The sequence below is a fragment of the Flavobacterium gyeonganense genome, assembly GCF_029625295.1.
In the GTDB taxonomy this organism is placed as follows: domain Bacteria; phylum Bacteroidota; class Bacteroidia; order Flavobacteriales; family Flavobacteriaceae; genus Flavobacterium; species Flavobacterium gyeonganense.
In genome coordinates this window covers 4,259,480-4,285,039 of record NZ_CP121112.1, presented here as the reverse complement: position 1 = coordinate 4,285,039, position 25,560 = coordinate 4,259,480, and the positions used below count along the sequence as shown (strand labels likewise).

The following is a 25,560-nucleotide window of genomic DNA, read 5'->3' as shown; positions in this document are numbered from 1 at the left end:
ATGCTATTTTAACAATGAATCACCAAAATATCATAGAAATAATTCCTTTTTCACCTGAATTGAAAGAATACATTAAAACGTTGAATCTTGAATGGCTGACAAAATATTTCAGAGTAGAAGAAAAGGACGAATTAGTACTTTCCAATCCGCAGGAAGAGATTATAGCCAAAGGCGGAATGATTTTTTATGCTAAACTTAATAATGAAATCCTTGGCACGGTTTCCTTAATGAAAATTGATGCTGAAAATTTTGAATTGAGCAAAATGGCGGTTTCAGACAAAGCCCAGGGACTTGGAATTGGTAATAAATTGCTTCTTCATGCCTTTGCCATAGCCAAAGAAAATAACATCAAAAAGTTAATTTTATATTCAAATCGAATTTTATTACCCGCAATTCATTTATATAAAAAGTTTGGTTTTGTCGAAGTTGTCCTTGAAGAGGGACTTTACGAAAGAGCCAATATTAAAATGGAAAAAATGATAGTTTAACTGCTAATTCAATATTCGCAGAATATTTTACTAATTTTAAAACTTTTTACGTAATTTGTACTCTTAATTCTTGCATCACACATGTCAATAACCTTAACCCCATTTACCAAACAGCAATTGTTGCCACAAGAAGAAAAACTTGAAATTGGCCGCCAAAAAAGAGAACTTTTTATAGGTATCCCAAAAGAAACAAGTTATCAGGAACGTCGTATTTGCTTAACACCCGATGCTGTAAATTCATTGACATATGCAGGACATCGTGTTATGATTGAATCAGGTGCAGGTGAGAGTTCCAGCTATTCGGATAAAGAATACAGTGATGCAGGTGCAGAAGTTACTAATGATACTAAAAAAGTTTTTGGTTGTCCATTATTACTGAAAGTTGAACCACCTACTTTGGCAGAAATCAAAATGATTAATCCTGAAACGACAATCATATCTGCTATCCAGTTAAAAACTAAAAAGAAAGCTTATTTTGAAGCTTTAGCTCAAAAAAAATTACTGCACTTGCTTTTGAATATATTAAAGATGAAGACGGTTCCTATCCTGCCGTGAAATCATTAAGCGAAATTGCCGGTACAGCTTCTATTCTGGTTGCTGCCGAGCTGATGATTACAAATGAATTTGGAAAAGGACTTTTATTTGGAAACATTACAGGTGTTCCTCCTACTGATGTTGTTATTTTAGGTGCCGGAACAGTAGGTGAATTTGCTGCAAAAACTGCTATTGGTTTAGGTGCTAATGTAAAAGTATTTGATAATTCAATTACCAAATTACGTCGTTTACAAAACAATCTGAACCAGCGAATTTTCACCTCTACTATCCAACAGAAAGCATTATTAAAAGCCTTGAGACGTTGTGACGTAGCTATTGGTGCCATGCGGGGAAAAGAACGCTGTCCGATTATAGTTACTGAAACTATGGTCGAACATATGAAAAAGGGGGCTGTAATTGTCGATGTAAGTATTGATATGGGAGGCTGTTTCGAAACCTCTGAAGTAACAACCCACGAAAAGCCAACTTTTATAAAAAGTAATGTTTTACATTATTGCGTACCTAATATACCCTCAAGATATTCCAAAACAGCTTCACTTTCAATAAGCAATATAATTACTCCTTATCTTCTTCAGATAGCTGAAGATGGCGGTTTGGAAAGTGCTATCAGATGCAATAAAGGGTTAAAAAACGGAATCTATTTATACCACGGAATACTGACTAATAAAGCAATTGGGGAATGGTTTGATTTACCTGATAACGATATCAATTTACTTGTTTTCTAAAACAACTTTAGCGTACCTTTGCAAAAAATATAATTCATGAAGTTCGTACATCGTTTTGCTTATTATTTGGTTGGTTTAGTTATGGGATGCTTTTTTGTAGCGCTCGTTTTTAGCGGAAAAGATACCCGCTGCAATTATTTTCCGAATGCCAGGGTTTTAAATAGCCTGAGAACCAAACCTTTTCAATATTCTCCAAAAGCTCTTGAGACCCTGAACGAAAAATGGATTGATACAGCTGATATAAAGAACACACTGCAATTTGGTGATGTTGATTTTGACCAAAGTAATGTTCCTTATAAAAAAGGAAAATTATATGTTATCGAAGGAAAAACAATAAAAAATCAGGAAATTATCCTTAAAGTAACCAATTACGAAAACAAAGCCGTTTTAGAAGAAATCATAAAAAAATAAATAATTACTTTATTACAGTTTAAGAGGATAGCTTTGTGCTATCCTTTTTTATGTGTAAATATGGAATTTAACCTTTTTGATAAAACTACTAATAGAACCTATGGAATTAATCTGAGAAGTTTCATATTCACCAAGGCTTATTATGAAAACTGAAGCGCTAGCCCTGATGGGAACGGCATCCTTTTGTAGCGGGGTTCGCTACAAAAGATATAGTGTACAGCAGGTAATAGCTCCTAAAATTTCAAATTCATAAACTTAATTATTATAAACAAAAAAGGTTCAACCATAATAGCTGAACCTTCCCTAAATTATTTTTTTACTTGCTTCTTATAATATTTTCTGTATTTCGGATATGTCATAGCTCCTATTACTGAAATTGCAGCCAGTGAATAATATATCCAGTCAAGAGATTTTGCTTCTCCGCTCGCGTATGAATGCAGACCAACTAAGTGGAAATTCACACCATAATAGGTGAACAAAATAGATATAAAACCAAACATACTCATCAGATTGAATGTCCATTTTCCGCGTAATGCAGGTACAAAACGGGCGTGGATTATAAAAGCATACACCATAATTGAGATCAATGCCCACGTTTCTTTTGGGTCCCAACCCCAGTAACGTCCCCAGCTTTCATTGGCCCATTGTCCTCCAAGGAAGTTCCCTATCGTTAACATAATCAAACCAATTGTCAATGCCATTTCGTTGATATATGTGATTTCCTGTATGTTTAAATCCATTTTGGCTTTGTTATTTTTGTTTGTAAAGAAAATCAATAACAATGACACAAAACCTAAAATCATTCCGAGTGCAAATGGTCCGTAACTTGCCACAATTACCGCAACGTGAATCATCAACCAATATGAATTAAGAACCGGCTGCAGGTTTGCAATTTCAGGATCAATCCAGTTCATATAGGCTGCTGATAAAATCATTGCTGTCACAAAGGCAGAAGATGAAACAGTAAGTTTTGATTTTCTGTCAAATGCCAATCCGAAGAACATCGTTGCCCAGGCTACGTAGACAATTGACTCGTAAGCGTTACTCCAGGGAGCATGTCCTGAAATGTACCAGCGGGCAATTAACCCTAAAGTATGCAATCCAAATAAAATTCCGATAATGATATGGAAACCATTTATAGTAATACGAAGCCATTTTTTCTCAAAAAAGATATTTACAATCGTAAAAATCAACATAAGAACAGATACTCCAAGATACCAAAACGGCAACTTTTTAAAAACATCATATTTATTGTATGCAATTTCAGCATCAATTTTTTCTTCACTAGGTCGAACTTTAGCTCCAAATTTCTTTTGGAAACCGTTGATACTTTCGACTAAATCATCTGCAGTTTTAAAATCTTTTGAAATGGAACCATTATTTAGAGCATTAAAATAAAGAGGCAGAATCTGCTTTGTATACGTTGCCTCCATCCCTTTTAAACCTGCATGATCTAATTCCATATAGGATATCCATTTATCACCTGGATGATTTGGAACCGGGAATATTTTCAAAATACTTCCCATTAAAGCAGATTCCATCAGGTTGACCTTTTTATCGGTTTCAATAAAATCTTTTTCAAACTGATTCGGGTTTGCTGCTTTGTAAGCTGCATCTAAATAAGGAGATAATTTGTAATTACCGTTCTGGTCAAAAAACTTCACAAAAGGCGCATTTTTTGCCTCTTTATCTACGCCAATAATTTTTCTGATACTATCGTTTCCTGCTCTTAAATAAATAATCGGAACCTGAATCCAAACCTGGCCATATTGTGTCATTGACAAGAATACCTGATCAGAATTCATTCCGTTATATGTATCACTGTGGCTCACTTTTCTTAATAATTCGGACGAGAAAGTATTAATAGGCTTCATTCTTCCTCCTGCATCCTGAATAATCAAGCGGCCGAATTTAGCTGCATGAGCTTCCGGAGCTTTATAAATATTCAGTAATGAATCTATTTGCTTCTGGCTTGGCGGTCGTGTTACGTGATTAGCGTGATCGTTTGGGTCTTCATTATGAGTGTGCGTGTGGTTGTGATTATGATTGTCTCCCGGTGTATGTACATGAGGCTCTTGTGCAAAACCACTAAAACTTAGCATCAAAACCAAAATTGTAATTAATTCTGATTTTTTCTCTTTTACTTTCTCAAGTTTACGTTTTAAATCTGTAAAACGGGAACCCTTGGTAAACATAATAGCCATTAGACCAAAAAACAGCATAAAATATCCTAAATAGGTTATAGATGTTCCCCAAAAATCATGATTTACAGACAACACAGTACCTTTTTCATCCGGATCAAAAGAAGACTGAAAAAAACGGTATCCTTTATAATCTAAAACATGGTTCATATAAATTCTGGCATCAAAAGTTTCTATTGAATCCTGAACAGTAACCTTACTTTCAAATGCAGAATAACTTTTTTCTGTTCCCGGGTATTTTGTTGCAATAAAATCATTTAGTTTTACTTTAAAAGGCAAAATATATGCTTTACTTCCATAAAATAAACTGTATTCTATTTTTCCAATTTTGACAGTTTGAGGCTCTCCTACACTTCCTTTAGAACCTAACAGACGTACTTCTTTTTCCTGACCATCTGCCTTAACTTTTACAATTAATGCATCTCTATGGGATTTTGCTTTGTAGTCATTATTCGACTCATAATCAACAACTCCTCTTACTGCTGGATCCGGAAATACGATTCGGATATCACCAATACTGTATAAAGAACGCATCATTAAAGGCTGTACATTATCTTTGGTTACCTTTCCTTTTAACTGATCTGCCATTCGCATAAAATCACCTTCAAAAGGAGTCTGAATGGTATATTCTTTTCCGGTTGTATTAATATTTATCGCACCATCTGTTGGTTTATTCAAAGCAAATAAAACATTATGGATATTTTGAACTTCTCCCTCTTTTAAGAAATGTTCTTCACGCCCACCGGCTCCGGCTTCAACTAATTTAATATATAAAGTTCCTTTTGGATCGGGTTTTATGGTTTCTTTGGCTCCCATGATGTAATTCACATAACTAACTTCAAAAGGTGTTTCATCAAATTGACCTGAAAGCGTAAAATCATTATTGGTTACGGGTGAAAACAAAAGACTTTTCTCAAAAGTCCTGCGTTTCATTTCACCTTTGTATTCTCCGTCTGCAAAAACGGTTAAAAATGTTTTATCTGAATAGATTTGGTTTTCAGCAGCTCCTTCGCGAATTGGCATCATACCTTCATAACTGATATAGCGTGTAATAAATGCTCCTAAAAGAATAAAAATAAAAGCAACATGAAGTAATAAAGTTGCCCATTTTTCTTTTTTCAATAGCTGATAGCGCTTAATGTTTCCGAAGAAATTAATCATAAAAAATACCATTATAGCTTCAAACCACCATGTATTGTAAATTAAAATTCGGGCTGTATCAGTATTGTATTTACTTTCGATAAAAGTTCCGACACCCATTGCAATTGCAAATGTTAAAAAAAGAACGGCCATTAATCTTGTAGAAAACAAAAAAGAGAATATTTTTTTATCCATTTTTGAAGGAATTACTGTGTATAAAAGTGGCACAAAAGTACTTAAAAATGTTGATTTGCAGTATTTGTGTTTTGTTAATAAAAACCAAAAAGAGCACTCTGAAACCAAAGCATTTCCAATTAAACAGGTTTTCTATTACAATTCAATTTTAAAGACTTATAATATTGTCTGTCTTCAAATTTTATAAAGCGCAATTCAAAACTTTGACATTTCAATTTCTTTAAAAAAATGCTAATTTTGCGTTATGATTAAAATAACAATAATTGGTTCCGGAAATGTTGCACAACATTTGATAAAAGCTTTCACTAAAAGTGAACAGATTGAAATTGTACAAGTCTTTTCCAGAAAAAAAGAATCAGTGCTGAACTTAGTAAATGCTGATCGAATTGTTACAGAGTTTGCCAATTTGCATGAATCCGATTTATATATAATTTCTGTTTCTGATGATGCTATTTCAGAGGTTTCAGAACAGCTTCCCTTTAAAAACCAATTGGTTGTTCATACATCTGGCACAACTTCGATTGATGTTTTAGACTCAAAAAACAGAAAAGGCGTTTTTTATCCTTTACAAACTTTTTCTAAAGCAAAGTCTGTTGATTTCTCAATTATCCCAATTTGTCTGGAAACAGAAAATCCGGGAGACTACACTATTTTAGATACCATAGCAAAAAGTATTTCTGAAGCCGTTTTTTCAATTAGTTCAGAGCAAAGAAAATCATTGCATGTTTCGGCTGTTTTTGTGAACAACTTCACAAATCATTTATATCAAATAGGACAGGAAATTTGTGAAAACAATCAGGTTCCTTTTGATATTTTAAAGCCTTTAATTCTTGAAACTGCAGATAAAATAAAATTCCTTAGTCCTGCTGATGCACAGACAGGGCCGGCGAAACGCCATGACTCTACTACTATTGAGGCGCATCTTAATTATCTGACTGATGAAAACCAAAGAAATATCTATAAACTCTTAACACAATCTATACAACATAATGACAAAACACTTTAAAGAAATAATGAATGACATCACAACGTTTGTTTTTGATGTTGATGGCGTACTTACAGACAGTTCCGTTTTTGTAACCAATGAAGGAGAAATGCTTCGCACCATGAATATCCGCGATGGTTACGCAATGAAAGCTGCTGTAGAAAGTGGTTTTAACGTATGCATTATTTCAGGCGGAAGCAATGAAGGTGTTCGTATAAGATTGCGTAATTTAGGGATTTCAGACATACATTTAGGAACTCCGGATAAAGTAGAAACTTTTAAACAGTATACTGAAACACATAACATAAAACCAGAAAATGTGTTATACATGGGCGATGACATTCCTGATTTTCATGTTATGAAATTAGTAGGTTTACCAACCTGTCCGCAAGATGCAAGCCCTGAAATTAAGAATATCTGTCGTTACGTTTCGCATGTTAAAGGCGGAAGAGGAGCTGTACGTGATGTTATCGAACAAGTCATGAAAGTGCAGGGAAAATGGATGGAATATTTTAATGGGAAACACGACTAAATAATTATCAGCTTTTAATTATTAATTGTTAATCCAAACCTTCAAATCAAAATGAAATACCTCAAACTTATTCGTTATCAAAACCTGTTAATGCTTGCTTTTATGCAGGTTTTATTTCGTTATGCTTTTTTAAAAGGTCAAAATATCCCCTTAGCCTTGTCAGACTGGCAATATGCCCTATTAGTTTTAAGTACCGTTTTGATTGCAGGAGCCGGCTATGTAATTAACAACATTTTTGATACTGAAACTGATCAGATAAACAAACCTCAGGATGTTATCATTGGAAAAGCTGTATCAGAATCTTTAGGTTATAACATTTATATCTTTCTTAATATTACTGGCGTTGGAATTGGTTTCTATTTATCGAATGTGATACAGAGACCGGGATTTGCAACTATTTTTATATTAATTGCTTCAATGCTTTATTTTTATTCCACAACCTTAAAACAAATTATGGTTTTAGGGAATCTTGTTGTAGCTTTTTTATTAGCAATGAGCGTTATCATTATTGGTATTTTTGATATTTTTCCGGCAACAATAGCAGAAAACAAAGCACAAATGACCAGTTTGTTTTCTATTTTAACTGATTATGCCATATTTGCCTTTATGATTAATTTTATCAGGGAAATAATCAAAGACATAGAAGATGTTAACGGAGATTATAATCAGGGAATGAATACACTTCCTATTGCTATTGGTATTAGCCGAACTGCTAAAATTGCTTCTGTGCTGACAATCATACCTTTCATTTTATTATTGCTTTATATTAAAAATTATCTTGTAGAAAATGGACTATTTATAGCTACTTTATATGCATTTGTATTGGTTTTGGCACCACTTCTTTACTTTATAATCAAAACCTTCACTGCAAAGTCAAAAAAGGAGTTCAATCATTTAAGCACTGTACTCAAACTCATTCTACTTTTCGGAATTCTATCAATTGTGGTTATTACCTTAAACATTCATTATAATGCTTAAAGAAAAATTAAAAAAATACAACTTAATCCTAGCATCAGGTTCACCCCGAAGACAGCAATTTTTTAAAGACCTAGATCTTGACTTCGAAATCAGGTTAAAAGATGTTGAAGAAATATATCCTCCAGAATTAAAAGCAGTTGAAATTACAGACTTTTTAGCACTCTTAAAAGCAAATGCCTTTGATGGAGAATTAAAAAAAGATGAAATCTTAGTTACAAGCGATACTATTGTATGGCACGAAAGCAGGGCATTAGGAAAACCTAAAAATGATGAAGAAGCTTTTAAAATGATAAAATCGATGTCGGGAAAAACTCATGAAGTAATTACGTCTGTTTGTTTTAAAACCAGATCTACTGCTACCCTTTTACACGATATTACAAAAGTGACTTTCAATAATTTAACAGACGAAGCTATTTTATATTATATTGAAAACTACAAACCCTATGATAAAGCCGGAGCTTATGGAATACAGGAATGGCTTGGTTTTATGGCTGTTGCAAAAGTTGAAGGTTCTTATACCAATGTTATGGGACTTCCAACTGCAAAGGTTTACGAATATTTGAGTATATTAGAGTAAAATTTAATTTATGTTTTCATTTAAAGAATATAGCACGGAAATTCTAACCACTATAATTCTGCTATTAGCCTTAGCTGCACTACGGGTTATTATTGCGCAATTGGTACGCAGATACGCCAGTACTACTCACTTATTAGAACATCGAACTAATCTGGTTATTAAATACATTAATGTTTTAATGAACATTTTGGTAACAATAGGTTTGATCGTTATTTGGGGGGTTGAGACGAAAGATATTTTTATAACTGTTTCTTCCATTGCCACTGTAATTGGTGTCGCTATGTTTGCACAGTGGTCTATTTTAAGCAATATAACATCCGGAATGATCTTATTTTTTTCATTTCCTTTTAGAATTGGCGACACCATAAAAATCCACGATAAAGATTTCCCTATTGAAGCAGAAATAGAGGACATCAATGCTTTTCATGTGAATTTAAAAACTAAAGAGGGGGAAAAAATTATCTACCCAAACAATCTTCTATTACAAAAAGGAATTTCGATTATGCCTCCAGTATATGAGGATAAAGAATTTTTTGATTAACCCTCTTTAATGGGAATTTTATAAACTAAAATTTAAAAGCTGGAACGATTTAAAACAAATAAATTTCAAAATTTGTTTAGTGCAACTTTAGTTTAAAGAAATCAAAAAATGAACCAACCTTTACTATTGCCCTTTTATGCAAAACTTACATTTATATTGTTAAGTTTAATCTGTATTGGAGCCATAACCTACATCGGAAGTAATATAATAACTCCAGTGATGCTGGCATTTATGTTTACGGTTTTACTATTACCAGTACATTCTTTCTTACATTTTAAAATACGCTTACCTATTTATATTGCTTCTTTTATCTCAGTCCTGATTTTTGTACTTTGTATCGCTGCAATCCTAGCTTTCATTTCTTATCAGGTTACTGACATTGCAAATGATTTTGATATCATTAAAAAGAATGCAATATCATTTTTTAATAATGCCCAGTCTTATATCCATGAACAATTTCAAATCAGTATCTGGGAACAAAAAAAATACATTGAAAAAGTAACCAGCGATTCTGTACAAAATGGATCCGGAACTATAGGAATGGCGATAGGATCATTAAGTGAAGTATTGTTTAATTGTATGCTTGTAGTTGTTTTTACATTTTTATTCCTATTATACAAGACTCATTTTATTCTTTTTTTAGCAAAATTATTCGATAAAGAAGACCATGCGAAATTGCAACAAATCATTACTCAAATAAAAATTTCGATAAACAATTACATCTTGGGACTTATATTTGAAATGTTTGTAGTTTCTATTTTGACAGGTCTAGGACTATGGATTATAGGAGCCAAATATTTTATTTTACTTGGACTTATGACTGGTATCTTAAATTTAATTCCCTACATCGGAATTATGATTGCAGGTATTTTAACCATCTTATCTTCTCTTTCAGGAACACCTGAAATATCTATGATTATAGGTATTCTTGTAGTAAATATAATTGTTCAGCTTATTGATAATAATATACTTGTACCTTTAATCATCAACTCAAAAGTCGAAATAAATGCTATGGTTTCGATAATAGGAATTACCATTGGAGGTGGTGTTGCAGGAATTTCAGGGATGTTTTTAGCAATACCATTACTGGCTATTTTAAAAATTATTTTTGACAGAATAGAATCTTTAGAACCTTGGGGCTATGTTATGGGAAATCATATGCCAAAAAAATTTACCTGGCGTATTAAAAAAATTAAAAACTGAAAAGTAATTATTTATTTTCTCCGTTTAATTATATCATAAAAAAATCAATAATTTACGCTAACTTTATTAGCATGTCTTACAGGTTTGTAAAAATATTCTTCTTTCTAATTTTTCTTTGGAATTTTTCCCAAAGCACCTTTTCACAAGAAAAACAGACTAAAAAAGATAGTATAGAGAAATACCATAAAATTAAAAAGCTTTCAGAAAAAAGTAAGTTTACTAATTTCTTAAGAAAAATAATTTTCAAGCCTGCTAAAATAAAAAAAAGAATAAAACATTAGTCGAAAAGGAACACTTGCCTAATGTAGATGGAAAAATTATTCGCAACATCAGAATTATAACCTTAGATCCGTTTGGACAATCTGATACAGATTCTACTATGGTTCCTAAAAATTGGGGAGAAAGAACAGGAAATAAATTACACCTCAAGACGAAAAGATTTGCAATTCAGAATTTATTACTTTTTAGAAAAAACTCAGCTTACGACACTTATAAAATAAAAGAAACTGAACGTATTATAAGATCCCAAAAATTCGTAAGTAAAGTAAATATATCTGAGGAATTGGTTTCTCCAACAAATGACTCAATTGATATTACGGTTCGTGTTCTTGATACCTGGAGCTTAATTCCAAAATTTTCAATATCAAGTTCGCGGATTGGTATTGGATTTAATGACCGTAACTTCGTTGGTACCGGACAGCAGCTCGAATATAAATTTTCTAACAGATTTGAGGATGGACATAATGGTCATAATGCTCTATATACAATACCCAACATTAAAAACACTTTTGTTACTACAAAATTTAAATATTTAAATGATTTAGATGACAATTATATCAAAGGTATTGCTTTCGAAAGACCATTTTATTCTCCTTTGGCCAAATGGGCTGGTGGTATTATTATGGAACAGCAATATCGACGAGACACATTACAGGATGCAACATTAAAATATGAATACCAGCCATTTAAGTATAACTCGCATGATTTTTGGGCTGGTAAAGCATTTAACATAACTGGGGTAAATCCTAAAAAAAGGAGAGAACCACTAATTTGATTGTGTCCGGACGCTTTTTAAACATTGATTACACTGAAAAACCTAATGTTGAATTTGATACTATTAGTTTTTTTTCTGACGAAAAACAAGTTTTAATGGGATTCGGAATAAATACAAGGGAATTCGTGAAAGATAATTATATTTTTAGAAATGGTTTTACTGAAGACGTTCCAATTGGAAGAATCTATGGGATAACACTTGGTTATCAGTATAAAAATAAAATATGGCGCCCCTACGTAGGTGCCCAGGCTTCTTTTGGGGACTATTACAAATGGGGGTTTTTGAGTACTAACTTTGAGATTGGCACTTTTTTTAATCAATCTAAGACATATCAGACCTCTATTTCATTAAAAGCAAATTATTTTACTAGTCTATTGACGTTAGGAGACTGGAAGTTAAGACAATTTATTAAGCCGGAAATGGTTATAGGAATCAACAGAGCTAGCTCTGTGGGAGATCAGCTTACAATAAATGAAAACTATGGCCTTGCCGGTTTTAATGCAGCATATTACGGGAAAAGCAAAATGGTACTAACATTACAAACTCAGACATATGCTCCTAAAGAAGTTTTAGGCTTTAGGCTGAATCCCTATTTTAATTATTCTATTGCTGTATTAGGAAACAGTTCTTCAGGATTGCTGCAAAATAAATATTTTTCAAAAATTGGTGTCGGAGTTTTAATAAGTAATGATTATCTTGTTTTTAGCGCATTTCAGCTTTCAATTTCATATTATCCTACCATCCCGTTTCAGGGCGAAAGTATCTTTAAAACTAATACATTTGAAACTCAGGACATCGGACTTCAGTCTTTTGAATTAGGAAAACCTAAAATTGTGGAATATAAATAAGCATTTTTTGATTTTTTATTTCTAACTAAAACAAATTAATAATCAACAAGATACGATTTAACTATTACTTTTTAGATGGTTTTTTACAGTCAAAACACATTTGCCTTTTATGTTTTGGCACAATATATGGATATCCACATATAGATTAACATTAAAAAAGTATTAAAAATGAAAACAATCAAAATAGCAATCGTAGGATTATTTCTAATCGTTGCAAATTCAACACAAGCTCAGGTATCTGTAAATGTAAACATAGGAACACCTCCTGCCTGGGGACCAGTTGGATATTCAGAAGTAGAATATTATTATCTTCCGGATATTGAAGCTTATTATGATGTACGTGCTTCACAATTCATTTATTTTGGAGGAGGAAGATGGGTTAGAACCTCTTATTTGCCTAGACCTTACAGAAATTACGACTTATATGGAGGTTACAAAGTAGTTTTAAATGACTACCATGGAAGAACTCCTTATAAATATTTTGACAGACATAAAGTAAAATATTATAAAGGATACCACGGTGCGCCGCAAAGATGTTACGAACCACGACCTAGATATGCGTATAATGACCGTCACCGTGATCACCATAAAAACTATAAACATCACGATAGACATGATAGACATGACAGACACGAAAGACGTGATGATCATGGCCACGGAAGGAGATAAAACGTTATCTTAATTTTAGCAAAAGAGAGTATCAAAAAATTTGATGCTCTCTTTTTTTTCACGATAAAGTGTTAGTAAAATCCGTCAAAATGCACTTAAAGCTAAACAACTGTAAAACAAGCGTTTTTATTGAAAAAATTAACATTTTCACCTGCATTATGTTGCAAAAAAACAACTTACATTTGCACCGAATTTTAAAAATCCAATCACAACTTATGAGAAATAATATTTACTTATTTTCATTTTTAGCTATATCACTATTAATAGGATGTGAAAATAATAATGATAACTCAAATAACAATCAGGCAGCAAAAAACATTACTATAACTATAGATCAAACTTCTTTAAATAAAAGACTTGATTATTCCAATTCTGGAGTAATTTCAATCGACAACAATATTACAACAGGAAAATTTTCCAACACTACAATAACAACTCTTCCTTTAGTACAGATTGCAGAAATAGATCCTCCAGTTGATAAAGATGGCAGAACATTACAAGCTAGCCATGTTGCCGTAAATGGAAACTATGCATATGTATCTTATATTATGAGAGGCGATGCGTACTCAGGAGCGATTGACGTTATTGATGTTTCAGATCCTTACAAACCAAAACTAGTTACTTCTGCTTTAATTGCTAATACAGATATAACTTCACTTAGCTATTCTAATGGCAATTTAATTATTGGAGCAGCAAAAGATTTAGATACAGATCCATTGTTAACAAGTCCTTCAATAGTAATCAACATGGAATTGAATTCTGGTTTGCTTACGGATAAATACAAAATCAATTATTTAGAAAGCAGAGTTACAACTGATGTTGCTGCAAATGGTTCTTCTTATTTTGCTGTCACAGGCGATAAGGGAAGACTTTATAAATTCAATAGTTCAACTAAGGCAATTACAGCAAATATAATTATAGAAGATTTACGATCAGTTGCTTTAAACAATGATAAAGTTATAACCTTAAGCGGGACTAAAGGAGTAAATGTTTACAATCAGTCAAATCTGGCTCTGCAAAAAAACTTTAGTATACCAATAGATGTGAGCGGTGCAAAAAGAACAATGGAAATTAACGGAACAAAACTTTTAGTCTCTGAAGGATATAACGGCTTAGGAGTTTACGATATTAATACTGGTTCAAAATTACAAACTTTAAGCATAACTGCAGCAGGAGAGGATAATGTTACAAATGCAGTTTCTGCAAACGAAGGATATATTTTTGTTGCAAATGGTGCAGCAGGACTGAATGTTTATCAAAGTGGAGAGCAACTTAATTTATTAGGCACTTTAGGAATTTCGGGATCATCAAACTATGTTAAATCCAGCGATAATTATATCTATGTTGCAAGCGGCAAAGGTGGATTAAAAATCATTAAGATGGAGAAACCTAATTCAGCATTTGCCACCTGTTCTCAATATGGAACTTACAATCAAGGTAAAGATTTGATTTTAAATTCAAATGAAATCAAGTCGTTTTCAGGAACTACTGCAATTAATTCAGCGATAGTAAATTCAGGCGGTATATTAACCCATTGTGGTTCTATATCAATTCAGAATGGTTTGATCCTAAACAGCGGAGGTACTTTTAACATAAGAGGAAGCTTAGCCCAGGGTAAATATCAGCAGTCAAACCCAACAGAACTTATCATTAATAATAATGCCATATTACAAATAGAAGGATCGGCGGTAATTTGGGGTGATCTAAGACTTAACAGCGGTGCAAAAATTAATTTTATTGGAAATTCTTCAATTACCATTTATGGAAAAGTAACTAAAAATAGTGGAGTAACTATTACAGGTAATTATACTGATACCGAAAACAAATTGAAATAATTAGATTTTTTACTTAGAAATCCTAATCTTTAAACAGAAAGCAGATCATCGTTATTAATGGTCTGCTTTTTTATTAATTGGTTAAGAACAGTGTATCCCTTCACTAACTTCTCAATTATTATATTAGAATGAAATCATAAGCAGAATCAAATCTGGAATAATTTAACCTGGCAGGCAATTCCATTTCCTTATATCTTAAAAATATCAATTCGCCTGCTAACACATTATAAATCTTTTAAAATTGAATTAATAATTATACAGGAAATAAAAAACCGCCTAAATATTTTAGACGGCTTTACATTTTTATTTGCTTTAAACTATTACATTGTTGCTTTTAAGGCTTTGGCCTCAGCAGTCATTTCAAGAGCTTTGTAAACACCTAATAATGTCTTAGAAACATCTTCATTCTTTGGATCAAGCTCATTTGCTTTTTTAAGATATGGAATCACGCTTTTAAAAACATTTTCTCTTTGTTTTTTCAATACATCATAACGCTTCATGTCTTTATCAGAAGTACCCAATTTATTCATTTCATCAATAATTGGTTTTTCGGCTTCTAATTTTAATGCAGCAAGATTAAGATAAGCATTTGCATAATTAGGATCTATTTCAATCACTTTTAAATAATATTTTTCAGCATCTGCAGCATTTTTAGCATTTGCACTTAGTACACCAAGGTTGAAAATTAACTCTTTATTATTTGGATCTTTTTGCAAAGCTTCTCCAACTAACTTTTTATAAGTATCGTAATCTTTAGTTTCTAAATATAAATTAGCTTCGGAAAGGATTAAAGAAGAATCTTCCGGGTTAGCTTTTCTTGCATCAGCCAAAGCTTTTTTAGCATCTTCAGTTCTTCCTTTCTGAACTAAAATTAATGCATAATTTTTGTAAACTTCACCTCTTTTAGAAGGAATAACTTCTTTTTTAGGTTTTTCATGAGTTCCTAATTTTACAGCTAAATCTCTATCTTTTTCATTATTAAAACCATCTTCATTACCAGAAGCTTTATTCACAGCTGTATAGCTTGTTCCTTTTCCTGAATAATTTAATTTTTTCAACTCTTCATACATTGGTAAAGCTGCATCATAATCCTGAGCGTTTACATAAGTAGAAGCTGCATAATACAAATTGATGGTGTCTTTTTTATCTAAAGAGTAAGCATCATACAATTTTTTTGCTCCTTCTGCAGCTTTATTTGATTGTGTATCCGCAATAGCTGAATTAATTAACAATCCTTTGATTTGAGTAATTGAAGCGGCAGCCTGAGTTGAGAATTTTTGCTTTCCGGATGTTTTCTCAATTTCAATTAACTTTTTATAGCTTTCTGCAGCAAGAGACAAATTTTTCCCTTCTTCTACTTTTTTGTTTGCAAGATCTAAATAAGCATTTCCCTGAATAAAATAATATTGTCCCTGCTCTGTATCTTTTGCATTTACAATAAGATTTTCCGCGTCCTTTAATTGTGCAAGCGCACCTTGGGCATCTCCGCCTTTTAATGCTTTTTCAGCACTTTTTATCTGATCTTTCTGAGCAAAAGTAGCTACTGAAATCAATAATGCTGATGCAAGTATTACATATTTACTTTTCATAATATTCAATTTGTATTAATTTTTAATTTGTGTGGTTCATTTTATTCTTCAGATTCCTCTTCTTCAGCATCATCCTCATCTTCAACTTCTTCTTCAGAATCATCGTCTTCATCATCTTCGGCTACAACATCATCTTCAAGAACTTCTAAATCGGGTTTAACCCTCTCAATTCCGGATTCAATAACATTTCCGTCTTCATCTACAACAACTTCTTCAACTTCATCTTTCATCACAGTTGTAACAGCTGCAATAGAATCTTTCCCTTTTAAATTAATAAGTCTTACACCCTGAGTAGCACGCCCCATAACACGTAAATCTTCAATCGCCATTCTGATTGTCAGTCCTGATTTATTGATAATCATCAAATCATCAGAATCCGTTACAGCATTAATAGAGATTAATTTTCCAGTTTTTTCAGTGATATTTAGCGTTTTAACTCCTTTACCTCCACGGTTTGTAATTCTGTAAACATCTTCACCATCTTCATCAACTAATTTAGTACGTTTACCATAACCATTTTCAGTTACAACCAGAATTTGTGAATCATTAATATCATTTTTATCAACAGTAACCATACCAATAACTTCATCAGTATCATCTTTTAGTGTAATACCGCGAACGCCAGAAGCTGTTCTTCCCATTGGGCGCGTTTTCGTTTCTTCAAAACGAACCAGTTTTCCGGACTTTACAGCTAAGATAATTTGGCTTTCTCCGTTTGTTAACTGTGCCCCCATCAACTCATCACCTTCTTTAATAGTAATAGCTGCTACACCATTTACTCTAGGCTTAGAATATTTCTCTAAAGATGTTTTCTTAACCTGACCCTGTTTGGTAACCATAACCAAATTATGGCTGTTGATATAATCTTTATCTTTTAAATCCTGTGTACAAATGAAAGCTTTTACTTTATCATCGCTTTCAATATTTACAAGGTTTTGAATTGCTCTTCCTTTTGCCGTTTTACTTCCTTCAGGAATTTCATAAACACGCATCCAGAAACATTTTCCTTTTTGCGTAAAGAACATCATATATTGGTGATTCGTTGCTACGAACATATGCTCAAGAAAATCCTGATCTCTTGTTCCGGCACTTTTCTGACCAACTCCTCCTCTATTTTGAGTTTTGTATTCTGTTAAGTTTGTACGTTTGATGTAACCTGCATGCGAAATTGTAATTACTACATTTTCATCGGCAATTAAATCTTCAATACTTACGTCTCCACCAGAATATTCAATTTGGGAACGACGCTCGTCTCCATATTTATCACGGATTTCAACAAGTTCTTCCTTAATTAAGTCGGTTCTTAAATTTACGTCTGCCAGCAATGCTTTTAAGTGTTCGATTAATTTCATTAATTCTTCAAACTCAGCTCTCAATTTATCCTGCTCAAGACCTGTTAACTGACGCAGACGCATTTCGACAATTGCACGGGCCTGAATATCTGATAAACTAAATCTTTCAATTAATTTCTCACGGGCTTCTTCTGTATTTTTAGAACCTCTGATAATAGCAATTACTTCATCAATGTTATCTGATGCAATAATTAATCCTTCTAAAATATGGGCTCTTTCTTCAGCTTTACGTAATTCAAATTGAGTTCTTCTTACAACTACATCATGACGGTGTTCAATAAAATAATGAATCATGTCTTTCAGATTCAGCATTTGAGGACGACCTTTTACTAATGCAATATTATTTACACTAAAAGAAGACTGTAATTGTGTAAATTTATATAAGGTATTTAAAACTACATTTGGAGTTGCATCGCGCTTTAAGATGTAAACGATACGCATACCGTTTCTGTCAGACTCATCACGGATATTCGCAATACCTTCAATCTTCTTCTCGTTAACAAGGTCTGCTGTACGTTTAATCATATCAGCTTTATTAACCTGATACGGAATTTCAGTAACAATGATAGATTCTCTTCCGTCAACTTCTTCAAAACCAACTTTAGCACGCATTACAATACGTCCTCTACCGGTTTTAAATGCTTCGCGAACGCCTTCATAACCATATATTATACCACCGGTTGGAAAATCCGGAGCCTTAATATGTGTCATTAATTCGTCCACTTCAATATCGTTATTATCAAGGTATGCCAGAGTACCATTGATAACTTCTGTTAAATTGTGTGGAGGCATATTTGTAGCCATACCAACTGCAATACCTGTTGCCCCGTTAACTAACAATGTAGGAACTCTCGTAGGCATTACTTTTGGTTCATATAATGTATCGTCAAAGTTCAATTGAAAATCAACAGTTTCTTTTTCGATATCTGCCATAATTTCTTCCGAAATCCTTTTCATTCTGGCCTCAGTGTAACGCATTGCTGCAGGGCTATCCCCATCTACAGAACCAAAATTACCCTGACCATCAACTAAAAGATAACGCATACTCCATTCCTGAGCCATACGAACCATGGCATCATAAACAGATGTATCCCCATGAGGGTGATACTTACCCAGAACTTCTCCCACGATTCTCGCAGATTTTTTGTGGGCTGATCTTGATGTTACTCCTAAGTCATACATTCCGTAAAGAACTCTTCGATGTACCGGTTTCAAGCCATCTCTAACATCCGGAAGTGCCCTTGATACGATTACCGACATCGAATAATCGATGTAAGCTGATTTCATTTCTTCTTCGATGTTAATAGGAATTAACTTTTCTCCTTCAGACATAATGTTATATTAAATAATTATATTAATTTTCAAAACGTGCCAAGATACGTTTTTTTGAAATTTTTTCAGCTATTTCCTTACAGATATTTCAATGATTTATTAACAACTTTTTTTTAGTTTTAGTTAATAAATTAAGCCTTTTTTAACTGTTTTATTACTATTTTTTTTGTCTATTAGCTGACAGGTGTTTCTGAAAGGTATGGTTTTTGTTTTTCAATCACTAATTCATTAAATTTACAATACCAATTATATATTATGGATGATAATTTTTCACCAAGAGTAAAAGATGTTATTACATACAGTAAAGAGGAAGCTCTTCGCTTAGGGCACGACTTTATTGGTACTGAACATCTAATGCTGGGCATTTTAAGAGATGGTAACGGAAAAGCTATTCATATACTTAATAACCTGGCAGTCGATTTAGACCATTTACGCAGGAAGGTAGAAATACTGAGTCCGGCCAACCACAGCGTTGAAGTAAACACCGAAAAGAAAAATCTTCATCTTACCCGACAGGCCGAAAGGGCACTGAAGACTACTTTTCTAGAGGCTAAAGTATTTCAAAGTTCGTCGATTAGTACGGCTCACCTGCTTTTATGCATCTTACGAAACGAAAACGATCCAACAACCAAGCTATTGAATAAACTAAAAATAGATTATGATATAGCTAAAGAACAATATTTAAATATGACTCCAAACGAAGAAGAATTCTTAGAAAACTTGCCAAAAAACGAATCATATAACGATGATTCAGGACAAGATGACAGTTTAAAAGAAAGTAGTTTTAACAATCCAGCCAATAAGTCAAACAAAAAATCGAAAACTCCGGTATTAGATAATTTTGGGAGAGATTTAACAGAAATGGCCGAAGAAGGAAAACTAGATCCTGTTGTAGGACGCGAAAAAGAAATTGAACGTGTTTCTCAAATCTTAAGTCGAAGAAAAAAGAACAATCCACTCCTTATTGGAGAACCGGGAGTTGGTAAATCTGCTATTGCAGAAGGACTGGCTTTGCGTATAATCCAAAAGAAAGTATCGCGTATTCTTTTTCACAAACGCGTTGTTACTCTTGACCTGGCAAGCTTAGTTGCCGGAACAAAATACAGAGGACAATTTGAAGAAAGAATGAAAGCCGTAATGAACGAGCTTGAGAAAAACGACGATATTATTCTTTTCATTGATGAAATACATACTATTGTTGGTGCCGGCGGAGCAACTGGTTCACTTGATGCCTCAAACATGTTTAAACCAGCATTAGCAAGAGGTGAAATACAATGTATTGGTGCTACCACTCTTGATGAGTACAGACAATATATTGAAAAAGATGGTGCTTTAGAAAGACGTTTCCAAAAAGTAATTGTGGAACCAACTTCTGTTGAAGAAACAATTGCCATTTTGAACAATGTAAAAGACAAATACGAAGACCATCACAATGTAACTTATACTCCGGAAGCAATTGAAGCCTGCGTTAAATTAACCAACAGATATATGTCTGAACGTTTTTTACCAGACAAAGCTATCGATGCCATGGATGAGGCCGGATCTCGTGTACACATCACTAATATTGACGTTCCAAAGCAAATTTTGGATTTAGAGCGTCAGTTAGAAGAAGTTCGTGAGAACAAAAATATGGTTGTCAAAAAGCAAAAATATGAAGAAGCAGCCAAACTTCGCGATGATGAAAAACGTATTGAAAAAGACCTAGCACTTGCTCAGGAACAATGGGAAGAAGATTCTAAAAGTAATAGAATTGAAGTTACTGAAGACAATGTAGCCGATGTGGTTTCAATGATGACCGGAATTCCTGTAAACAGGATCGCACAAACAGAAAGCAACAAACTGGCCAAGTTACCGGAACTAATTCAGAATAAGGTAATTGGACAAAACGATGCTGTTTTAAAAATCGCACGTTCTATTCAGCGTAACAGAGCCGGACTTAAAGATCCAAACAAACCAATTGGTTCATTTATTTTCTTAGGTCAGACCGGAGTTGGTAAAACGCAATTGGCAAAAGTTTTAGCAAAAGAATTATTCGATTCTGAAGATGCCTTGGTTCGTATCGACATGAGCGAATATATGGAGAAATTTGCTATCTCCCGTTTAGTTGGAGCGCCTCCGGGATATGTTGGCTATGAAGAAGGTGGACAGTTAACCGAGAAAGTTCGCAGAAAACCTTATTGTGTAGTACTTTTAGATGAGATTGAAAAAGCACATCCAGATGTATTCAACATGATGCTTCAGGTTTTAGATGATGGTTATCTGACTGATAGTTTAGGTCGTAAAATCGACTTTAAAAACACAATCATTATCATGACTTCGAATGTTGGTGCACGTCAGTTAAAAGATTTTGGACAAGGTGTTGGTTTTGGAACTGCTGCTAAAGTTGCTCAGGCTGATGAAAATTCGAAAAGCATTATTGAAAATGCATTGAAGAAAACCTTTGCTCCGGAATTCTTAAACAGAATTGATGATGTAATCGTATTTAATGCATTAGAAAAAGCTGATATCGATCTTATCATCGAGATTGAGCTTAAAAAATTATACGCTCGTATTTCTGAACTTGGATATAATTTAAGCTTGACTGATAAAGCTAAAGCATTTATAGCCGAAAAAGGCTTTGACAGACAATTTGGGGCAAGACCTCTAAAAAGAGCTATTCAAAAGTATGTTGAAGATTTGTTAGCCGAAGAAATCATCACTTCAAAAATACATTCAGGTGATGAAATTGTAATGGATTTAAAAGATAATTCAGAAGAACTTTCAGTAGAAATACACAAAGCAGAGGAGCCGACCAATCAATAAATCAGTTTAAATTTATAACATAAATAACACACCCGTTACGTTTTCATAACATAACGGGTGTTTTTTTTTGATAAATCACTACCTTTAATAAAAGCAAATAGCTATTTTTGGTTATTAAATCTCTACAATAAAAAACAATATATGCTTCAAAACAAAGTCATTTTAGGCAGTGAAGAATGGTGCGCATTTCCTGAACTGGGAATCCCTACAATAAAGGCTCGTGTGGATTCAGGTGCAAAAACTTCGGCAATGCATGCCATCAATATAGCTCCATTTATAAAAAATGATGCCAATTGGGTAAAATTCGACATTAATCCAATTCAGAATAACATTAAAACCGTAATTCATTGTGAAGCTCCTTTGATTGATAAAAGAATTGTAAAAAGTTCAAGCGGTTTCAGGGAACATCGTTATGTAATTCAGACCAGCATTAAATTAGGCGAAATCAAATGGCCAATTGAAATGACATTGACTAACAGGGATTCTATGGGTTTTCGAATGCTTTTAGGTCGTGAAGCAATGAGCGGACGCGTATTAGTAGATCCTGAAGAAAAATACATGTTGGGACAGCCTTCTACTGAAACATTAAAAGAACTTTACCAAAATTCTGAAAAAGCAAGTTCTGGTCTACGCATCGGGCTTTTAGCCAGCAATCCCGAATTATACAGCAATAAAAGAATAATGGAAGCCGGAGAAATGCGCGGCCATGAAATGCATTTTTTGAACATCAAGGAATGTTACATGAAACTGGACGCTAAAACTCCCGAAATCCATTATCGTGGGGGAAAAATACTAAACCAGTTTGACGCTATTATTCCGAGAATTCGTCCAAGTATTACTTTTTATGGCTGTGCCCTGACCCGTCAATTCGAAGCTTTGAAAGTATTTGTTCTAAATTCGGCTACAGCTATAACACAGTCACGAGATAAATTGTACTCGCTGCAACTGCTTTTAAATAGTGGTATTGATATTCCAACGACTGGTTTTGCAAATTCACCTTTAGACACTGACAATTTAATTAAAATGGTTGGAGGCTCTCCTTTAATTGTAAAATTACTGGAAGGAACACAAGGAAAAGGCGTTGTTTTGGCTGAAACCAAAAAAGCTGCAGAAAGCGTAATAAATGCCTTTAAAAGTCTAAACGCAAATATATTAGTCCAGGAATTTATTAAAGAAGCTAACGGAAAAGACATTCGCTGTTTTGTGATCGATGGCAAAGTAGTCGCAGCCATTCAGCGTGAGGCTATGCCAGGCGAATTTAGAGCTAATATTCACCTTGGCGGAACTGCGTCAGTAATAAAAGTGACTGCTGAAGAAAAAAAGATCGCGATTAAAGCCGCAAAAGCAATGGATTTAAAAGTAGCTGGTGTTGACATCATTCGTTCATCTAAAGGCCCTTTGCTGCTTGAAGTAAATTCTTCTCCAGGACTTGAAGGAATTGAAGGTGCTACAAATAAAGATGTTGCCGGGGAAATGATCAAAGCAATAGAAAAGAATTTTAAATTAATTTAAGTTAAAACATACAGATATTTAAAAAGCTTTGTCAGGTTTAAACTTTGACAAGGCTTTTTTGTTAACTTTAAAATAAAAAACATGCTTTTCCCTTATTTAGACATTATTTTAAGAAGTGCTGCCGTCTATTTTTTTATGACAATTGCTATACGAATATTCGGAAAAAAAGAGCTATCCCAATTAAACACTGCTGACATTATCCTGATTTTACTGATTAGTAATTCCGTTCAAAATGCAATGGTAGGCCCAGACACCAGTCTTTGGGGAGGTTTGGTAGCTGCTTTGGTCTTGTTTGTAATCAACTTTATAATTAAAAAATTGACACACAAATACAAGCTTATTAGCGATTTACTTCTGGATAAGCCTGAAGTCCTTATTCATGATGGAAAACTTGATTTTAAAACTTTAAGTAAATTAGACATTTCCAACGATGAATTAAAAGAAGCAATGCGAGAACATGGCTTAGAACACTTTAATGAAGTTAAACTGTGCATGCTTGAAATTGACGGTACAATTAGTGTCATTTCTGAAGACAAAAAAAAACTAAAACAAACTCATTACAAAAGAAAACATAATCATAAGAATTTTAGGAAATAACAATGTTTTCTAAATCTTGTCTAGTCCTGAAAAAGTGATACAGGATTAATAAAAAATAAAAGTACAATTTTAGACAGTAGCAAGCTCAGTTTTGCTACTGTTTTTTGTTTTATAGGTTCTCATTTTAATTTTGTTTTGGTTATGCATCTGATTTGGAGTAAGTATGTAATTAGAATAATGAGGTCTGATTTCATTATAGATATCAATAGCTTCTTTTACAATTTTTTGCATGATTTCTGCTTTTTGATTGTATTTGTCAATCATAAATTCCTGTTTTAAAATACCATTAATCCTTTCTGCCACTGCATTTTCATAAGGGTCAGAGTTTTGTGTCATACTGCATAGAATTTTATTTTTATTAAGCTGCTTTTGATAGTCATTAGCACAATATTGAATCCCTCTGTCTGAATGATGTATCAATGGTAATTTTTTGTTGTTTCTGTGTTTAAGAGCCATTTTAAAAGCCTTCAAACTGCTTTCTGTGTTCATGTTATCGGCAAGATAATATCCCATAATCTTTTTAGAATAAGCATCTGTGACTAAGCTTAAATAGCAAGGATTATCTCTTTTTCCTAGATAGGTTATATCAGAGACCCAAACTTGCTCTGGTCTGTTAATTTCTAAATCTAGAATTCGATTTTGATGTTTATTAAATCGATGATGTGAGTTAGTCGTTAGATGATAACTTCCTTTAGGATGTATCAATAAATGATTGGCTCTGAGTATATCAAAGAACTTATCTCTTCCAATTTTCATTAATTGAAGTTTATCCAACAAAAGATAATATAGTTTTCGAGTACCTATTCTAGGCATTGTCTTCCTGATATTATCCACCATCAAAATTACTTCTTTGGCTTTGTTTTGTTTGGATGCTATTCTTCTAGTCTTTCGATAATAAACCTGTCTGTCTATCCCGAACAAATAACAGGTAAACGCTACTGTTTTTTGTTCTTTTGCTCTGAAGCGGGCGATTGTTCGGGTGCAGAGTTTTTTCGGATATCGATATGATATTCTTTCTCAGCTAAATCAATCATCATGTCAAACAAGATTGCTTTTTTATCTGCAACGTAAGCTTGTCGTTCTAAAAGAGCCTTTTGTTTTTCTAATAGCTTGACTTGGGCTTCAAGTTCCATAATTTTTTGTTCGGGTGACTTTGCCATATTCAAAGGAGATTGGTTTTCCCAATCAAAGTTACCAAATTTTCGTAACCAGCCCAGAACTGTAGCATGGCTTTGAATGCCATATTGTTTTCTAATTTGGGTAATTGATGAACTACCTTGCTCAACTTCTCTAACGATTTGAAGTTTTAAGGACATGCTGTAATCTCGCTGGGTGCGCTTTACATAATTGCTGTATTCTTCCATAACGATTGTTTTTGTGTATCGCTATTTCAGGACGGGACATCTTTATACTAAAAAAGGCTATCCAATTATTGAATA

Annotated in this window: 20 protein-coding genes and 1 pseudogene; 16 read left to right on the top strand and 5 right to left on the bottom strand. The window is 33.3% G+C overall.

Translation table 11 applies throughout. The features are described from left to right. Positions 1-14: 14 nt before the first annotated feature. The 3 genes and pseudogenes from P5P89_RS18550 to P5P89_RS18540 all read left to right on the top strand — a co-directional run bounded on the left by P5P89_RS18550 (position 15) and on the right by P5P89_RS18540 (position 2,179). Complete coding sequence (locus P5P89_RS18550) at positions 15-488, top strand: GNAT family N-acetyltransferase (RefSeq protein ID WP_278009648.1); 474 nt, start codon at positions 15-17, stop codon at positions 486-488. 81 nt (positions 489-569) lie between these two features. Next, positions 570-1,768 (top strand): annotated as a pseudogene (locus tag P5P89_RS18545) (alanine dehydrogenase). A 36-nt stretch (positions 1,769-1,804) separates the two neighbouring features. Then, the gene (locus P5P89_RS18540; RefSeq protein ID WP_278009647.1) at positions 1,805-2,179 is read left to right on the top strand and encodes a DUF4258 domain-containing protein; all 375 of its coding nucleotides are present in this window, start codon (positions 1,805-1,807) and stop codon (positions 2,177-2,179) included. A gap of 308 nt (positions 2,180-2,487) precedes the next feature. Here the strand turns inward: P5P89_RS18540 and P5P89_RS18535 are convergent, their stop codons facing one another. Continuing rightward, positions 2,488-5,715 (bottom strand): cytochrome c biogenesis protein CcsA, encoded by a 3,228-nt coding sequence (locus P5P89_RS18535; RefSeq protein ID WP_278009646.1) that lies wholly within the window; start codon positions 5,713-5,715, stop codon positions 2,488-2,490. Between the two features lie 244 nt (positions 5,716-5,959). Between P5P89_RS18535 and P5P89_RS18530 the strand changes: the two genes are divergently transcribed. From P5P89_RS18530 to P5P89_RS18485, 10 genes are all read left to right on the top strand, one after another. After that, on the top strand, positions 5,960-6,721 hold the full coding sequence (locus P5P89_RS18530; RefSeq protein ID WP_278009645.1) for a Rossmann-like and DUF2520 domain-containing protein: 762 nt from the start codon (positions 5,960-5,962) through the stop codon (positions 6,719-6,721). Then, a complete protein-coding gene (locus P5P89_RS18525; protein ID WP_278009644.1) occupies positions 6,705-7,232 on the top strand; it encodes a KdsC family phosphatase in 528 nt (175 codons plus the stop codon). Before P5P89_RS18530 ends, P5P89_RS18525 begins: the two co-directional genes overlap by 17 nt. Before the next feature lie 51 nt (positions 7,233-7,283). Beyond that, positions 7,284-8,210 carry a geranylgeranylglycerol-phosphate geranylgeranyltransferase gene (locus tag P5P89_RS18520; RefSeq protein ID WP_278009643.1) on the top strand — a complete coding sequence of 309 codons (927 nt, stop codon included), beginning with the start codon at positions 7,284-7,286 and terminating at the stop codon, positions 8,208-8,210. Next, a complete protein-coding gene (locus P5P89_RS18515; protein WP_278009642.1) occupies positions 8,203-8,787 on the top strand; it encodes a Maf-like protein in 585 nt (194 codons plus the stop codon). Before P5P89_RS18520 ends, P5P89_RS18515 begins: the two co-directional genes overlap by 8 nt. Before the next feature lie 10 nt (positions 8,788-8,797). After that, complete coding sequence (locus P5P89_RS18510) at positions 8,798-9,328, top strand: mechanosensitive ion channel domain-containing protein (protein ID WP_278009641.1); 531 nt, start codon at positions 8,798-8,800, stop codon at positions 9,326-9,328. A gap of 108 nt (positions 9,329-9,436) precedes the next feature. Next, positions 9,437-10,531, top strand: coding sequence for an AI-2E family transporter (locus P5P89_RS18505; RefSeq protein WP_278009640.1), 1,095 nt, complete (start codon positions 9,437-9,439; stop codon positions 10,529-10,531). Between the two features lie 295 nt (positions 10,532-10,826). After that, positions 10,827-11,585 (top strand): hypothetical protein, encoded by a 759-nt coding sequence (locus P5P89_RS18500; RefSeq protein WP_278009639.1) that lies wholly within the window; start codon positions 10,827-10,829, stop codon positions 11,583-11,585. Positions 11,586-11,680: 95 nt separating this feature from the next. After that, complete coding sequence (locus P5P89_RS18495) at positions 11,681-12,433, top strand: hypothetical protein (RefSeq protein ID WP_278009638.1); 753 nt, start codon at positions 11,681-11,683, stop codon at positions 12,431-12,433. A gap of 168 nt (positions 12,434-12,601) precedes the next feature. Continuing rightward, complete coding sequence (locus tag P5P89_RS18490) at positions 12,602-13,102, top strand: hypothetical protein (RefSeq protein ID WP_278009637.1); 501 nt, start codon at positions 12,602-12,604, stop codon at positions 13,100-13,102. Positions 13,103-13,317: 215 nt separating this feature from the next. Beyond that, positions 13,318-14,937 carry an LVIVD repeat-containing protein gene (locus P5P89_RS18485; protein ID WP_278009636.1) on the top strand — a complete coding sequence of 540 codons (1,620 nt, stop codon included), beginning with the start codon at positions 13,318-13,320 and terminating at the stop codon, positions 14,935-14,937. Between the two features lie 320 nt (positions 14,938-15,257). Here the strand turns inward: P5P89_RS18485 and P5P89_RS18480 are convergent, their stop codons facing one another. Both P5P89_RS18480 and gyrA read right to left on the bottom strand, forming a co-directional pair. Further along, positions 15,258-16,526 carry a tetratricopeptide repeat protein gene (locus tag P5P89_RS18480; protein ID WP_278009635.1) on the bottom strand — a complete coding sequence of 423 codons (1,269 nt, stop codon included), beginning with the start codon at positions 16,524-16,526 and terminating at the stop codon, positions 15,258-15,260. A 41-nt stretch (positions 16,527-16,567) separates the two neighbouring features. Then, the gene (gene gyrA / locus P5P89_RS18475) at positions 16,568-19,210 is read right to left on the bottom strand and encodes a DNA gyrase subunit A (RefSeq protein WP_278009634.1); all 2,643 of its coding nucleotides are present in this window, start codon (positions 19,208-19,210) and stop codon (positions 16,568-16,570) included. A gap of 255 nt (positions 19,211-19,465) precedes the next feature. Here gyrA and P5P89_RS18470 point away from each other — a divergent pair, with 255 nt between their 5' ends. The 3 genes from P5P89_RS18470 to P5P89_RS18460 all read left to right on the top strand — a co-directional run bounded on the left by P5P89_RS18470 (position 19,466) and on the right by P5P89_RS18460 (position 24,121). Continuing rightward, on the top strand, positions 19,466-22,012 hold the full coding sequence (locus P5P89_RS18470; RefSeq protein ID WP_278009633.1) for an ATP-dependent Clp protease ATP-binding subunit: 2,547 nt from the start codon (positions 19,466-19,468) through the stop codon (positions 22,010-22,012). A gap of 141 nt (positions 22,013-22,153) precedes the next feature. After that, a complete protein-coding gene (rimK, locus tag P5P89_RS18465; protein WP_278009632.1) occupies positions 22,154-23,524 on the top strand; it encodes a 30S ribosomal protein S6--L-glutamate ligase in 1,371 nt (456 codons plus the stop codon). 81 nt (positions 23,525-23,605) lie between these two features. After that, entirely contained in the window at positions 23,606-24,121 is a 516-nt protein-coding gene (locus P5P89_RS18460; RefSeq protein ID WP_278009631.1) for a DUF421 domain-containing protein, read from the top strand. Between the two features lie 69 nt (positions 24,122-24,190). Here the strand turns inward: P5P89_RS18460 and P5P89_RS18455 are convergent, their stop codons facing one another. Beyond that, a complete protein-coding gene (locus P5P89_RS18455) occupies positions 24,191-25,042 on the bottom strand; it encodes an IS3 family transposase (protein ID WP_278009630.1) in 852 nt (283 codons plus the stop codon). Positions 25,043-25,056: 14 nt separating this feature from the next. Beyond that, positions 25,057-25,485: a transposase gene (locus P5P89_RS18450; protein WP_278009629.1), complete on the bottom strand. Its 429-nt coding sequence runs from the start codon at positions 25,483-25,485 to the stop codon at positions 25,057-25,059. Positions 25,486-25,560: the final 75 nt, after the last annotated feature.

Excerpts from the sequence above, each read along its gene's own strand:
- P5P89_RS18490 (WP_278009637.1), top strand. The coding sequence starts at position 12,602 with ATGAAAACAATCAAAATAGCAATCGTAGGATTATTTCTAATCGTTGCA.
- gyrA (WP_278009634.1), bottom strand. The coding sequence starts at position 19,210 with ATGTCTGAAGGAGAAAAGTTAATTCCTATTAACATCGAAGAAGAAATG.
- P5P89_RS18505 (WP_278009640.1), top strand. The coding sequence starts at position 9,437 with ATGAACCAACCTTTACTATTGCCCTTTTATGCAAAACTTACATTTATA.
- rimK (WP_278009632.1), top strand. The coding sequence starts at position 22,154 with ATGCTTCAAAACAAAGTCATTTTAGGCAGTGAAGAATGGTGCGCATTT.
- P5P89_RS18550 (WP_278009648.1), top strand. The coding sequence starts at position 15 with ATGAATCACCAAAATATCATAGAAATAATTCCTTTTTCACCTGAATTG.
- P5P89_RS18450 (WP_278009629.1), bottom strand. The coding sequence starts at position 25,485 with ATGGAAGAATACAGCAATTATGTAAAGCGCACCCAGCGAGATTACAGC.
- P5P89_RS18525 (WP_278009644.1), top strand. The coding sequence starts at position 6,705 with ATGACAAAACACTTTAAAGAAATAATGAATGACATCACAACGTTTGTT.
- P5P89_RS18515 (WP_278009642.1), top strand. The coding sequence starts at position 8,203 with ATGCTTAAAGAAAAATTAAAAAAATACAACTTAATCCTAGCATCAGGT.
- P5P89_RS18480 (WP_278009635.1), bottom strand. The coding sequence starts at position 16,526 with ATGAAAAGTAAATATGTAATACTTGCATCAGCATTATTGATTTCAGTA.
- P5P89_RS18470 (WP_278009633.1), top strand. The coding sequence starts at position 19,466 with ATGGATGATAATTTTTCACCAAGAGTAAAAGATGTTATTACATACAGT.
- P5P89_RS18485 (WP_278009636.1), top strand. The coding sequence starts at position 13,318 with ATGAGAAATAATATTTACTTATTTTCATTTTTAGCTATATCACTATTA.
- P5P89_RS18495 (WP_278009638.1), top strand. The coding sequence starts at position 11,681 with ATGGGATTCGGAATAAATACAAGGGAATTCGTGAAAGATAATTATATT.
- P5P89_RS18510 (WP_278009641.1), top strand. The coding sequence starts at position 8,798 with ATGTTTTCATTTAAAGAATATAGCACGGAAATTCTAACCACTATAATT.
- P5P89_RS18540 (WP_278009647.1), top strand. The coding sequence starts at position 1,805 with ATGAAGTTCGTACATCGTTTTGCTTATTATTTGGTTGGTTTAGTTATG.
- P5P89_RS18460 (WP_278009631.1), top strand. The coding sequence starts at position 23,606 with ATGCTTTTCCCTTATTTAGACATTATTTTAAGAAGTGCTGCCGTCTAT.
- P5P89_RS18520 (WP_278009643.1), top strand. The coding sequence starts at position 7,284 with ATGAAATACCTCAAACTTATTCGTTATCAAAACCTGTTAATGCTTGCT.
- P5P89_RS18530 (WP_278009645.1), top strand. The coding sequence starts at position 5,960 with ATGATTAAAATAACAATAATTGGTTCCGGAAATGTTGCACAACATTTG.
- P5P89_RS18535 (WP_278009646.1), bottom strand. The coding sequence starts at position 5,715 with ATGGATAAAAAAATATTCTCTTTTTTGTTTTCTACAAGATTAATGGCC.